10 protein-coding genes are annotated in these 13759 nt (G+C 40.6%); 6 read left to right on the top strand and 4 right to left on the bottom strand.

The genetic code is table 11. From position 1 onward, the window contains the following. Window positions 1–80 precede the first annotated feature (80 nt). Together AAEU30_RS14305 and AAEU30_RS14310 are read right to left on the bottom strand one after the other, a co-directional pair. Window positions 81–3182 carry an efflux RND transporter permease subunit gene (locus AAEU30_RS14305; RefSeq protein WP_421961061.1) on the bottom strand — a complete coding sequence of 1034 codons (3102 nt, stop codon included), beginning with the start codon at window positions 3180–3182 and terminating at the stop codon, window positions 81–83. 3 nt (window positions 3183–3185) lie between these two features. Further along, a complete protein-coding gene (locus AAEU30_RS14310) occupies window positions 3186–4238 on the bottom strand; it encodes an efflux RND transporter periplasmic adaptor subunit (protein ID WP_421961062.1) in 1053 nt (350 codons plus the stop codon). Window positions 4239–4480: 242 nt separating this feature from the next. Here AAEU30_RS14310 and AAEU30_RS14315 point away from each other — a divergent pair, with 242 nt between their 5' ends. The 4 genes from AAEU30_RS14315 to AAEU30_RS14330 all read left to right on the top strand — a co-directional run bounded on the left by AAEU30_RS14315 (window position 4481) and on the right by AAEU30_RS14330 (window position 7845). Beyond that, window positions 4481–5188: a DUF2982 domain-containing protein gene (locus AAEU30_RS14315; protein WP_421961063.1), complete on the top strand. Its 708-nt coding sequence runs from the start codon at window positions 4481–4483 to the stop codon at window positions 5186–5188. A gap of 33 nt (window positions 5189–5221) precedes the next feature. Continuing rightward, window positions 5222–5554, top strand: a complete 333-nt coding sequence (locus AAEU30_RS14320; RefSeq protein WP_421961064.1) for a hypothetical protein — start codon at window positions 5222–5224, stop codon at window positions 5552–5554. A gap of 105 nt (window positions 5555–5659) precedes the next feature. Continuing rightward, on the top strand, window positions 5660–7339 hold the full coding sequence (locus tag AAEU30_RS14325) for an Lcl C-terminal domain-containing protein (RefSeq protein WP_421961065.1): 1680 nt from the start codon (window positions 5660–5662) through the stop codon (window positions 7337–7339). Next, window positions 7336–7845, top strand: a complete 510-nt coding sequence (locus tag AAEU30_RS14330) for an Lcl C-terminal domain-containing protein (protein WP_421961066.1) — start codon at window positions 7336–7338, stop codon at window positions 7843–7845. Before AAEU30_RS14325 ends, AAEU30_RS14330 begins: the two co-directional genes overlap by 4 nt. 16 nt (window positions 7846–7861) lie before the next feature. Here AAEU30_RS14330 and AAEU30_RS14335 read toward each other — a convergent pair whose 3' ends face one another. Continuing rightward, window positions 7862–8971 (bottom strand): tRNA nucleotidyltransferase/poly(A) polymerase-related protein, encoded by a 1110-nt coding sequence (locus tag AAEU30_RS14335; RefSeq protein ID WP_421961067.1) that lies wholly within the window; start codon window positions 8969–8971, stop codon window positions 7862–7864. Window positions 8972–9098: 127 nt separating this feature from the next. On the opposite strand from AAEU30_RS14335, the gene AAEU30_RS14340 reads away from it, so the two are divergent. Continuing rightward, window positions 9099–10016, top strand: a complete 918-nt coding sequence (locus AAEU30_RS14340) for an ExeA family protein (protein WP_421961068.1) — start codon at window positions 9099–9101, stop codon at window positions 10014–10016. A gap of 12 nt (window positions 10017–10028) precedes the next feature. Beyond that, on the top strand, window positions 10029–11051 hold the full coding sequence (locus AAEU30_RS14345) for a general secretion pathway protein GspB (protein WP_421961069.1): 1023 nt from the start codon (window positions 10029–10031) through the stop codon (window positions 11049–11051). Here the strand turns inward: AAEU30_RS14345 and AAEU30_RS14350 are convergent, their stop codons facing one another. After that, a complete protein-coding gene (locus AAEU30_RS14350) occupies window positions 11052–13724 on the bottom strand; it encodes a TonB-dependent receptor (protein WP_421961070.1) in 2673 nt (890 codons plus the stop codon). It lies immediately after the preceding gene. Between the last annotated feature and the right edge of the window lie 35 nt (window positions 13725–13759).

Genomic DNA, 13759 nt, shown 5'->3' on the forward strand with positions numbered 1-13759 from the left:
AGAACGAGTAAGGTGGTTTTTTATTTCTTGAAAACAAAAGAGAAGCGCTGATATATGATTATATCAGCGCTGAATATCGCTTAAAGTTCTTCTTTGAGTGGTTTGTCTGCTTCTTGTTGGTTAAGTTTTTGCTGTAAAAACTCAGGTGATTGCGTATTACGAGCTAATGCATAATATGCTGCTGGTACAACAAATAATGTCAGTACTGTAGCGACGATAACCCCAGTAAATACAACCACACCAATTACCATACGGCTCTCAGCGCCGGGGCCTGATGCAAGTACCAATGGCACTGCGCTCATTACTGTGGTGAGTGATGTCATGATAATAGGGCGCAGGCGCTGACTTGCTGCTTGTACAATTGCTTCACTAAACTCAACACCTTTATCACGCAGTTGATTGGTAAATTCAACAATTAAAATACCATTTTTAGCGCTTAAACCAATTAACATGACGATGCCGATTTGGCTATAAATATTAAGCGTAAGGCCTGCCGCCCATAAGCCAAACATGGCGCCCATTAAGCCCAGTGGTACTGTGAGCATAATTACAAATGGGTGCATAAAGCTTTCAAATTGAGCTGCTAACACTAAAAAGGTGACCGTCAGTGCTAAAATAAACACATAGGTCATTGCAGAAGCCCCTTCGTAAAATAACTGTGACTCACCTTTATAATCAATCGCACCATCAATATCATTTTCTTCGGCAGCGACTTTATTTAAAAAGTTAAGCGCTTGTTCGAGCGTATAACCCTCAGCAAGGTTTGCACTTAATGTTATCGCACGCATACGGTTGTAGCGATTCAAACGTGATGCTGTTGCTTCTTCTTTTAGGCTGATTAAGCTATCCAGTGGGACCAATTCCTCACTGCGTGATTTTAAATAAATATTTGAAATATCGGTAGGGTTTGCAAAATCAGCTTTAGTCCCTTTCAAAATGACATCGTACTCTTCACCACGATCGATAAAGGTGGTAACACGACGTTGTCCAAGCATTGTTTCAAGAGTGCTTCCAACATCAGACACAGACACACCTAAATCGGCTGCTTTGTTTTTATCAATACTGATTAAGAATTGTGGAAACGTTTCTTTGTAATCATGGTCTATACGCACTAACCCTGGATTTTTCTCTGCGCGTTCAATTATACGGTCGCGCCAATCAGCTAATTGATCGTAATCGTTACCTTGTAGTACAAATTCGATAGGTCGAGAGGACCCCCCTCCGCCAATACCGCGTCGCATGATAGCAAAGGCACGTACATCGGTGACTTCAGTCATTTTACCACTGATTTCATCCATTACTTCCCAGGTTGAACGTTTACGCTCATCCCAATCAGCCATGCCAACAATAGCAACACCGCCACTGCCGCCCCAGCCAGGAACGCGAATTAGAACGCGGCTAAGCTCTCCCGATTCAGAGTAGGGCATTAAGCGCTCTTCGATCTTTGCCATATTAGCAGCATTGTTCTCATAGCTTGCGCCTTCAGGAGGGCTCATCATTATAAAGAAGGTACCACGGTCTTCTTTAGGGGTTAGCTCTGATGGTATTTGCTGGAACAATAAATAACTAGCAAAACCAGCAAGCAATAAAGTTAATGTCAGGCCACCAGAGCGGGTCATATTTGAGCGCAGTGAGTTTTGATAGCCTTGTTCTATTTTACTGAATAAACGGTCCATCCCTTGGTTAAATTTACTTGGCTTATCAGAGTGTTTTAATACTTTAGAGCACAAAGCCGGAGAGAGCGTTAAAGCCGTAATACTAGAGAAAAATACCGCAGCGCTTACGGCCATAGCAAATTCAGTAAATAGAGCACCAATACGCCCATCCATAAATACTAAAGGTACGAAAACCGAAATAAGTACGAGTGTGGTGGCAATAATAGCAAAGCCAACTTCACGAGCACCTCGGTAGGCCGCCAATAGAGGAGGCTCTCCAAGCTCTATACGACGGTGAATGTTTTCAAGCATTACAATGGCATCGTCTACAACCAAGCCAATCGCAAGCACAAGTGCAAGCAAAGTTAGTAAGTTGATAGAGTAACCCATAGCTAGTAAAAACATAAAGCTTGCTACTAATGCAACAGGAACTGTAACAGCAGGAATTAAGGTTGCGCGGATATTACCTAAAAAGATAAAGATTATAAGTACTACAAGGGCCATTGAAATCGCAAGCGTGTTATATACTTCATTAATTGACTCTTTAATAAAGACAGATGAGTCATAGCTATCTTGAATGGTTGTACCTTCAGGCAAGTTACGCTTGATTTTTTCAAGCTCAGCTCGGGCGTTATCAACAACTGTGAGGGTATTGGCTTTGGCTTGTTTTACAATGCCAAGTCCTATCATATTACGGCCATTACCACGGAATAAGCTCTCGTCGTCTGCGGCCTCTAAATGGACATCAGCAACTTCTCCAAGACGAACCAGATACCCGTCATCACCACGTTTAATAACAAGGTTTTTAAAGTCACGCTGATCTTTATAACTACGGGCAGTTCGCACGGTAAAGTCACGGTCAATAGACTCAATTTCACCGGCTGGCAGCTCAACATTTTCTGTACGTAGAGTGTCTTCAATATCGCTTGAGGTAATTCCGCGTGCAGCCATGGCTTGGCGATTTAGCCAAATTTTCATGGCGTATTTACGTTCACCACCGACACGTACATTAGATACACCATCAACAACAGCAAGACGATCGACAATAAAGCGTTGTGCGTAATCAGATAGCTGTAATGAGTCCATAGTGTCGCTATTTAATACAAACCAAGCAATAGGGCTTTCATCACTGTTAGATTTAGATACTTCAGGTGGACGAACTTGTTCTGGTAAGCTGTCTAGGGCACGGGCAACACGTTCTCGTACATCGTTTGAAGCAGCATCAATATCACGACTAATGTTAAACTCAATAGTGATATTAGAACGGCCGTTTCTACTTGATGAGTTTATGCTTTTTATACCTTCAATCCCTGATATACGGTTTTCAAGTACTTGGGTGATCTTAGTTTCAATTATTTCTGCAGAGGCACCAGTGTATTCAGTGCTTACACTTACTATAGGGGATTCAATATCTGGGTACTCACGTAGTGGTAGCATAGAAAATGCGACCAAACCGAAGGTAAGTAATAATAAATTTATAACGATTGCAAAAACGGGGCGTTTGACGCTTGTATCAGTAATTTTCACAGGTTACCCCTTCACTGTTACTTTACTGCCTGAACGAATTTTTATAATTCCTTCAGTCACAATTTGTTGACCATTGCTGATCCCTTGATCTATTGCTACCCAACCGTTATGACGCCCTGCTACGTGTACTTCTACTTTTGTTGCTACGCCATCTTCAATTTGGAAAACATAATGTTTATCTTGTTGTGGGATTACCGCTTTTTCTGGCACCATCATCGCTTGATCTGAGCTAAGTTGTAGCGCAGTGTTTAGTAACATGCCTGGGCGTAAAAGGCCTGATTTATTAGAAAAACTAGCCGTTACTTCAACACTGCGAGTAACTGCATCAATTCGGGCGCTCACATGAGTTACTTTCCCAGTAAAGGTTTTTTCAGGATAAGCATCATTTTGCGTCATGACTTTCATACCAAGAGAAAGCTGTGCTAAATATTTTTCAGGTACTTTAAAATCAACTTTTATTATGCTGATATCGTCTAAGCTGGTAATAATCGTGGTGTTACTGACATAAGCACCGATAGATATTTGGCGTTTGCCTAAGATCCCTGAAAAAGGTGCCTTGATAGTCATTTCAGCTAACTTGGTTTTAGCATTTTCTAACTGTGTCTGCGTGGCATCAACTCGTGAAAGCTGCTCTTCTAATAGTGATTTAGCGGTTGCTTGAGAGCGTGATAACTCAGTTAAACGTTCTAATTGGCGTTTTTCTTCGCGTAAATTAATAGCGAGCTCTTTAACGGTTAATTCTTCTTGTTGTGACTGAAGTTGTACTAGCTTTTGGCCCTTACTGACTAGGTCACCATCATTAAAAAATATATCAGTTACATAATCATTTTGTGCGCTTTTTATATATATTGCTTGATTAGCGCGAGCACTCCCGATAGCCTCAATTAAAACAGCATTTTCTTCACTTGCAACGGTATGTGCTGTTACTTGTGTAGCAGCGGGGGTATAGCCTAATTGCTCACCTTGGCTACTGGGTAAATAAAGATAAACACATAACCCTAAGAGTAGAGTAATAATAAACGGAAATAGCGCCTTGCCTGATTGCTTTGAATACATCTGATTTTTACCGGAAGATTAATTAGCTATAGTGTACAAAATAACCCCGTAAAAAAGTTGTCGCGTATCTCATAAATATGTCAGTTTGGCGTAAATATAAGTTAATAAATTGCTTGTTCCTGTTTTGTAAAGGGAAATGTATGTTATGAAATTTAAAACTGACTGCCCACATTGTATGAAAATTCGCAAATTAATAATATGGGCTATAATTATGTTTGTTTTTTATATGGTTTTTTATCGTCATGGTTGAACAGTCAAACTTACTTTTAAAACTCCGGGCGCAAGGTGCTGCGCATGGCATTGAAATTTTACTCGTGGGCGCATTTGGATTGACGTTTATTATGTTGTTCAACTTGCTAAGACCGGGAACAATTAGCATTATCGAGATATTTTTAGTTAGCTTATGTTTAGCCGCTGTATTTGTCGGTTTTTTGAAGACACAAGAACCATTTTATAGTTTAATTATTACTGAACAACTACTTACATATCATCATAAGTATGGCTTTTGGTCTCTCAATAGAGAAAATTTGCATCATAGTGGTATTCCTAAAGTTGAGCACGGGTTAGAGTACCTTGAGTTAAATGCTGTGGGTATTAAGCTTAATGATAGTGATGAGTTTTTAATGCATATTTCACCAAGGCTTGCGGGTAAATTATTGATAGAACAGCGACACTTATTTATGCAGGCAGTGCAAAAACATTGCAAAAATGGTAATTGCCCATCAGAATGGTTGGTAGAAGATAGTTTTTATACCTCTTTGAATGGTCACAACTTTAATGGACTAATTGCAATGTTCGCAAATAGAATGCGCCATTTGCAGCAATTAACAGGGTATGACTTGCTGTTACCTGCGAGTGTATTAGATCGAAGTATTTGGGATTTTAGTCATAACCTTAATAGGTGGCGACAAAATCCCAAGCAGTTTATTCAATCTCAATTAAAGGGCTAAAAACGCCTAAGTAGACGTTAGTAGGATAAAGTGATGAGTCAAGAAAGATCATTTATCAAAAGTGGCAGAAATACAATTATCCATAAAGAGAAAAAACTCGATTTAGTGATCGTAAACTCTGAAACTCACCCAAAAATAAAAGTAACGCAAAATGGTCTTGAGCCGTTTAAAGAAGATTTGCCAAAAAATCGGCGTGAGGCAAAAGAGCGATACTTAGAAGTAGTTTATATAAGCTCAGTAGATGTATTTGGTGAAGAAAAGCGTTTGCTGTTTATCCAGGCCTTAGATGGCCGCGAATACAAAATAGACTACAGTAAAGTAGGCACTAAACTTTTTGTACGTATCCATCAAGATAGTTACCTTTAACACTACTTAAACAATTGGCACTGTTGTTGCTTACTATCAAGCTTAAGAATGTAGCGTTAAGTATTTGTGCTGCAAAATTTTTTAATGTAGATGAGGAAGCAGTGCATGAGAGTGCTTTTCGTTATATTACCGATTATTTCTTTGTTAAGTGCGTGTGGCGGTTCGGGGGGCGGTAATGATAACCCTGAAGTTGCCACTTCAGTAAATGCTGGAGTTGATCAACAAGTTATTGAAAAAATTGAATTTACAGTTACGGCATTAGGCTCGCCAGCCGATGGTACATTTACCTGGCAGCGAGTGAGCGGCCCGAGTATTGACGGCCTACCCGCTGACGGCGCTGAGCAAACACTGACTGCTCCAGATATTAAAGCAGACAGCGAGCTTGTATTACGTGTTAATTATCAGACAGCAGATGGTACTCTAGTCAGTGACGATCTTTTAATAGAAATAGCGTCAAATAATCAACTCCCAGAAGCAATAGTGACGCAAACAGCGCCAACTGAATTGCCATCAGATTATAACGATACCATTACTTTGAGCGCTCAAACATCCATTGACCCTGATGAAAACGGGGCAATCAATAGCTACAGCTGGCTACAGCTTTCTGGACCATCAATGGTTATTGATAGCGCTAGTAATGACACCATCAGCTTTACTCACCCTTTACTCGATGTAAACACCACTTTAGTTTGGCAGCTAACCGTTGTAGATGATGAAGGCGGTGAAGACAGCACAGAATATACACATATTCTAAATAAAACAGATGAAGTAGTGATTGCAAATGCTGGCGCTGATCAAACTGTAATTGAAGTGGAGCAAGTAACTTTAGATGCGACCTCAAGTGAAACAGTCACTGATACCTTCTCATGTTATTGGCAACAATTGACTGGCAATGCAACCTTAGCTAACCAACGGCAATGCATTATTTCTTTCACTGCACCCAATACTGACGCAATCAATACGTTAACTTTTGAAGTGACTGTGACCGATAGCAAAGGACGTACTGATACTGACTCTGTGAATATTACTGTCGAGTCTAAACCGCTTGGGTTGATTAATGACTCGGGTATGGGTAAGTGTTACAACCATACGCAAGAAGTTGCTTGTACTAGTCCTGATTTCCCACGTCAAGATGCAGCGGTTGGCCGTGATAGTGTGGTTGATACACATATCGATAAAGTAGGGGCAGGTGAGCATGCCTTCGATTTTACTAAACTTAATGAATTTGCTGATGAGTTGCCTGACACTGAATCTGAATTTAGCTGTGTACGCGATAATGTCACAGGCTTAATTTGGGAAGTGAAAGCGCAAAATACAGGGACGGTGCCAAATACTCAGTTAAGAGAAGGGCAAAATCATTATACTTGGTATTTAAACGATAATAACGGCGTACAAACAGGGAGTAGCTTAGGGGCTGCTAATAGCACTTGCCCAAGTACATCTAATTGCGGTTTGCAAGCTTATGTTGATGCTGTAAATGGACTTGATTATTGTGGTGGTACTAATTGGCGAGTGCCAACTTATACAGAATTAATGACATTATTAGATTATGGTAAACAAGGGCAATCATTACTGTTAGATGATGACTATTTCCCTAATACACCCAGTCAAAATACCTTTACTCAGGCGCCTTACCTACCTTATTGGACATCGCAAACCGCAGCTGATGGTACGAGTTTGTCGCAGGCTTATATTATCGACATGAGTAATGGTAACGATTTAGCTTATCCAAAAAGTAAAACTGCATTTGTACGATTAGTGAGAACAGCGGGGGGCACGCAATGAAAGCTTTATTAGTACTAACGCTATTATTTACACCTTCAATCTTGGCAGCTAAGACCTGTTATGATTCGATTAGCGAAACTACACCAAGTACCCGTTTTACGCTAAATACTGATGGTACAGTCAGCGATAGTGTTACGGGATTAATGTGGCAAACTTGCAGTTACGGGCAAAGCTATGATGCTGATACCAAAAGCTGTACTAACAGCGCAATTAAAACGACTTGGCAAGAAGCGCTTAGAGCATCAGTTAATGACCGTACCGGTAATTATGATGATTGGCAAGTGCCAAATATTAAAGAGCTGGCGAGTATTTTAGAGCATAAATGTGTAACGCCAAGTATTAATGAAGACGTTTTTATTGGTAGTAAAAACGACAACTATTGGACAAATACATCAAACGTGACGGATCCAAGTTTTGCTTGGGTATATACTTTTGATAGAGGCCTTAACAGCTTGCATGCTAAAGCCTCAAATGTTTATTTGCGTTTTGTCCGTTATGAAGAATAGTTAGCCAGTATTTACGTTAGTTAAAATAATCTTTGAAAATTTCAAGCCGCGCGTTCTCTAGCGCGGTTTTTATTTGTGCTCCTTGCACACCTTGGGCAATAAATTGTTGCGGGTTAATAGCCCTTGCATCTTTGGTTGCATTGATGAGCGCAGTATAATTAGTAACAGGCCCACAGTTAGCAATTTCTAAAGCGATTAATAACGCACTAAATCGCTCCGGGCGACGCCATAAATCTAATTGATTACAGGTCGTAAGTAACTGCGAGGCATCGATAGCTTGATTACTTAAAGTTGTTTTATAGCGCTGTAGATACAAGGCCATATCTCGCACGTCATTTGGTAATCGAATCGCTTTTGCTAAAGTATTTATTTCATTGTCATTTAGAATGCTCGTTGCTTGGCAAAATAACAAACTAGGCTCAGTAATCGCATGTTTATATGCATATTGAAAACGGGCTTGCAGTTGTTCGTAAATATCATTATTCCACTGTGCTGCCAATGCCTGACTAATAACCGACAACGCATCGAGATTAGCCAGTACCTGTAAAAACTCGGCAAACGCGCCATCACTGAGCGATTTTTCGCATTCAAGCCAAATACGCTCTGGTGTGAGTGTTGTTAATTCACCATTAGCGACCATGCTTTTTAATAAACTTTGTGTTTCGTCAGCAATGGTGAAACCCAAGTAATGATAGCGAGCGGCAAATCTGGCAACTCTTAGTATTCGCAGCGGATCTTCACTAAAAGCACTTGATACGTGACGTAAAATGCGATTATCTAAATCTTGCTTGCCACCGTATGGGTCAATTAAATGACCATCATCGTCTTTGGCTATTGCATTAACAGTTAAATCACGACGGCGAAGGTCATCCTCTAGTGTTACATCGGCAGAAAATTCGCAAACGAACCCAGTGTAACCTTGGCCCTGTTTACGTTCAGTGCGGGCAAGGGCGTATTCGTCTTTACTTTTTGGATGTAAGAATACAGGAAAGTCTTTTCCGACTTGTTGATATCCTTGTTGCAAAAGTTGCTCAGGAGTTGCTCCCACCACAACGTAATCACGCTCTTTTACTTTGCGTCCAAGAAGTTCATCTCGTACTGCACCACCGACCAAATAAACCTGCATAATTCACCTAAAAATTAACTGTTCAAGTTATTTTACGTTATTTAACCAATAAAACGCTAACAAGGTTTTCACTTAGTGTGTTTTTTTGCCATTATAGGCGCTGATTTACTCAGTAAGGAAATTCAGGGTGTATTTAAGCTATTTTGGCTTGTCGGAAAAACCATTTTCAATCGCGCCAAACCCACAGTATTTGTTTTTAAGCGAACGCCATAAAGAGGCTTTGGCTCACTTAACCTATGGTTTAGGTGAAGCGGGTGGCTTTGTGTTGTTAACAGGTGAAGTGGGCACAGGAAAAACTACCCTTACCCGTAGCTTGCAAGAGCAACTGCCAGAAAATACCCAAGTGGCTTTGATCCATAATCCTGCTTTGTCGCAGCTAGAATTATTGGCCAGCATTTGTGATGAGTTTGCCATTGATTATGATGAGCAAAATGCCACCTTAAAAACCTTAACTGATGCCATCAAAAAACATTTAGAAGCGAACCATCAAGCAGGTGGCCATACTATTTTGTTAATTGATGAAGCACAGTTATTATCACCTGATGTGCTTGAGCAGCTCAGACTCCTTACTAATATAGAAACAGATCATAAAAAGTTACTGCAAATAGTGTTGGTGGGTCAGCCTGAATTACAAGCGTTGCTCAAGCGTAATGAGTTGCGCCAGTTGGCACAGCGGATCACTGCGCGATACCACTTGTTACCGCTTACTGAGGGGCAAACAATTGCCTATATTAAACACCGTTTGTATGTGGCTGGTTGTGAACGGGCATTGTTTTCACCTGATGCAATAAAAACAGTGTATGTTGCGACCCAAGGTATTCCTCGATTAGTGAACCTATTATGTGAGCGTTGTTTAATGGGCGCGTTTTCAAAGCAGCTCATGGTGATAGACAGCGATATAGTCATGCGATCAGCAGAGGAAGCATTACCCCCTAGTGCCATTAAAAGTGAGTTAAAGACTGAACAAAGCTCTATTAATTGGTTACTACCTTTAGGTTTTCTTGCTGTGCTTGGTATGGGTATTGGCTTGTCGTTTATTTTTTAGTAGTGGTAAATTATGTCGTATTTATTAGATGCGTTAAAACAATCTGAACATCATGATGAAGCATCTGCTTATGATCAAAGTGCTCAGCAGCTTAAGCAACAACAAGAGCTAAAACGCTACCGTTTTATTGCACTATCGCTCGGTGTAGTGTTGGCTTTAGGGTTAACTTTAGTTGCTGGTTTTATGATTGGAAAGTGGCTACAAACTGACACTATACAATTCAATGATGCTCAAGTAGCAGAGGTAGCAGAACCTAAGCAGCAAGAAGAAGCAAAACCCAAAGTAGAGCAAGTAACTGCTAGTGTTGTGGAAAAACCTGTACAAGAGAGTACAACACCTTCTCAGACAGGGGGCGCATCGCTGCTTAACCAATCTGCGGCGCACGTAATGCCTCAAGGTAGCCTGCAACCTGCTCAGCAATATCAATGGGTTCAAGTACCTGTTAACTCAGTACCTACTTACCCGCAGAATCAACCAGTGCTTATACAAACGCCAAATGGCTATCAGCAAGTTTACAATGCACCTGCGCCACAGTACCAAGCGATGGTGAATCAACAGCCACAACTTGCTCAACAAGCAGCGAATACGAGTTCAAGCAATGTGGATTTAAGTAAATATAAAGTGCTTGGTAAGCCTATTGGTGAACCTAACACAGTTAAAAAGCCTGCCACTGTGAGCGATGATGAGTTAGATTCTGTGCCCAGTGAGCTCAAAAATGCGTTTGCTCGCGCAATTAAAGACACAGAGCAAACACCTACACATCAAGTAACGCAAGGGACTAAAAACTCATCTTATGCGCAGCCTGTTGAGCTTCTACCAGATGGTTTATTAGCTATTTTGCCCAGTATTAAATATCAAGCTCATATTTATTCTTCTTCGGTAGAAAAGCGCTGGATAAAGCTAAACAATCGAGAGTTGTATGAAGGCGATCGCTTCGGTGATTTTGAAGTGTTAGAAATTACCCCTGAGCAAAGTGTATTGAGCTTCGATGGTTATGAATTTAGTTTAAAAGCCCTACAAGACTGGCCTGAGTAACTAAAACTGATAACTTAAAGCTAATTTTATGGTTCGGCCAAATATTGGTCGGCCATAAAATAATGGTTCTTGATGAGTTAAATCATCTCTTGGATTTCCTTCCGTTAAACCTAGCGTATTAGTTAGGTTTTTTACTTGTAGCTGTGCGCTTAGTTGCTCATTAAATATAAACTCAGCAAACATATCCCAACTTTGATAACTAGGGAGTGCAAATTGATTGGCAATATCCGAATAACGCTCACCCACATAAGACCACGTAACGGCGACGGTTATAGACCCTGCTTGGTATTTTGGCGTCAGGCGTAGTTGCAGCTCTGGTGTGCGAGTTATTTGGTTTCCATTAAATTCGCTTTGCGGCAATTGCGTTGGAATGCCATAGAAGCCCGCATCTTGCCATACACCTATCGCCTTAAATTGCCAAGCTTGATTAAATTGATAGTCGTATTCAAACTCTAGCCCTTGGGTTTGTGTGTTGATCAACACAGCTTGTTGTGTGCTTGCAGCCCCCCGATAGACGGTAAACGGTAGCGGATCAAAATTAGTATCAAACAAAGTGCCACTAAATTGCCAGTGCATTGCATGATAGCGTAAGCCCATTTCAGTTAAGGTTAAACTTATCGGTTGGCCGAAGTGTTGCTTATTGCGTTGCTCAGCGTCTTTTGCCCAACCACGGGCATTGCCATAGTTAATTAAACGTGGCATTTCAAACGCATCTGCGTAGCGAGTAAATACCGCCAGCTGTTCATTAATTTGATAGTTAGCGCCAAAACTAACAGCGTTTTGATTAAAAGAATCGCTAAATGAGCTATTGGCAGAGTAATGTGAGTAATAGTCTTTGGCTGTGCTTGTTTGGCCAATTTCGCCTTGCTGTGTACTACTGGTTAATGTGAGTTGTTCATTTCTGAGGGCAAAATCAATCCTCAGCTTATCGGATATTTGCCAATCAAAGCTGGCGTACAATGAATGCGAACGTGATTTTCCTTGGCCTGTTAAATACACCGGTCCCGCGTAAGATAAAAAGCCCTGCTCAGTGAAGTTTGCGACAATATTATCTTGTTCATCTACCAGTACAATATCAAGGCGCTGTGGTTGATGTTGTACATCGGTCAGTATTTGCCCAAGCCACTGATCCAGTGGTAATGAATTAAAGTTATTATGCGCATACATATGGCCTAGCCTGAGCGACCACTGCGGTTGGTAATAATTGACATTAAAATGATTAATAAATTGCTGTTGCTTATAGCGCGAATACAAAGGATAGCTCGATGTGATAAGACCGTTGTCATTGAGCAAAGACGGGTCTTGGATCAGAGTATTATCAGCGCTGCGCAGGTACTTTGCTTGCACATTCGATTTAGGAAAATCATTGATGAATGTATTTACATCTTCTGCGCCTAAGCGACTGGTAGCATCAATAATAGTCTCATTCCCTAAATTCATTAAGGTATAAAGCTGGTTATTTAGGTTTGAATACCGAGCATTGTTATCGATATGCCACTGCTTTGATAAAATGCCTTTAAATTGCACAGTATAGCTGTTCATTAAGCTTTGCTGCGCGTCTTCTAAATCCCGTTTTATTTGCCCTTCAGGGGTGTGAAAGTCTAAATATTGCAAATCATCACTTAATAAGGTGCCGTAATCATAAGGGAGGCTGGGCAGCTGCTTAATGTTGTTATAGTTTTGCATGACTAAGGGCGCATAAAAACTGGTTTTATCGTTTAGATGTTTAAAGCTTAGGTCTAACTCAAAATCATCCCTTATCCAGCTTATTTGCGCGCTGAACTGGCCACCCAAGTCACTGTTAAAACCGGGCTCGCGAATGCCATTGGAGGTACGATAAAAACCACCAAGACTATAAAAAAGTTCTTCATTAATTGGGCCGCTAAATACAGCGTCTAATCTGCTGTAATCATAATTAAGAGCGTGGCTAAATTTAACTAAATTAAAAGGGAGATCAGAACCTCGTCTGGTAATATAGTTAACCATGGCCGCTGGGCCATTAAGGGTAAAAATACCGCTACTACCGCCACGTACAGCCTCAATTGTTTGGTGAGTGAGATCAGGACGTAAAAAAAAGTCACTCCAAATACCATCGTAAGTAATAGGTAATCCATTTTCCATTAAACTAATAAAACGAAACCCTTCACCGCCTCTAAGTCCCCGTGGCGATACATTATTATTGGTTTCACCGCCGGAATCTTCAACCCAAAAGCCGGTAACCTCCTTTAGAATTTCGGCGCTAGAGTAGGGGGTGTGTTGTTCAAGCTGTTGAGTAGATAACTGAGTAATTGAAATGGAAGAGTTTAAAATATTACGGGTTTTACCACTGACACCCGTTACGATGATCCGCTCAAAATCATGTTCTTTTTCAGATATAGTGAATGTTACAAAAATTCGCTGCTGTTGTGGGTCTAAATGAAATTGGTACTGACTACTTTCAAAGCTTTTATTCAGTAGTTCCTCTAAACTAAAGCGCCCTTGTAATGGGGTTAATAGCGTTTGCTCAGGTAACGCTGCGGCACTGAGCTGCCAACCACTTTGCGTTGCAACATCAAGCAAGCGCTGCTGCAAAGTTGCCTCAGGTAAATTAAATTGATAATCGCTCGTAGCATGTGCATAGCTACTAAATAATATTAACCAAGCCAGTGGCTTGGTTAATAACCTTAATAACATAGTTTGATTCAATGTTTTTATTATTGTCCAAACTT

This window comes from Pseudoalteromonas mucoides (genome assembly GCF_049257175.1).
Taxonomy (GTDB): Bacteria; Pseudomonadota; Gammaproteobacteria; order Enterobacterales; family Alteromonadaceae; genus Pseudoalteromonas.